General features: G+C 72.2%; 1 protein-coding gene. It reads right to left on the bottom strand.

Translation table 11 applies throughout. The annotated features are described in order from the left end of the window. A partial coding sequence (locus SB660_RS21190) for a hypothetical protein (protein WP_410584363.1) occupies positions 1-266 on the bottom strand: 266 nt, incomplete at both ends.

Raw genomic sequence — 266 nt, 5'->3', positions numbered from 1 at the left:
CGGTGAGTTCAAGCTTGGGCTCAGCGGGCTGGCCGGCCACCAGATCGGCGATACGCAGGCGGTCGATGGCCACCCGGTCGAGCTGCAACGCCAGCGGCAGCACCAGGCTGGCCGGCAGGGTGGCGGGTTCGGTGCTGGGCTGGCTCGCCACGCGCACTTCCGAAGCGCTCAGGGTGGCCGCCTCGAAACGCCGGCCCATCAGGGCGCCGGGGCGCCAGTCGAGCTGGAGCTTGAGGACATCCAGGTGCAGGGTGGGCGTGCGCACC

Origin of the sequence: Bacillus sp. SIMBA_005 (genome assembly GCF_046535585.1) — a bacterium.
GTDB classification, from domain to species: Bacteria; Bacillota; Bacilli; order Bacillales; family Bacillaceae; genus Bacillus; species Bacillus pumilus.
Note: the sequence above shows the minus strand (reverse complement) of the source record. Positions and strands in the feature narration are given on the sequence as shown.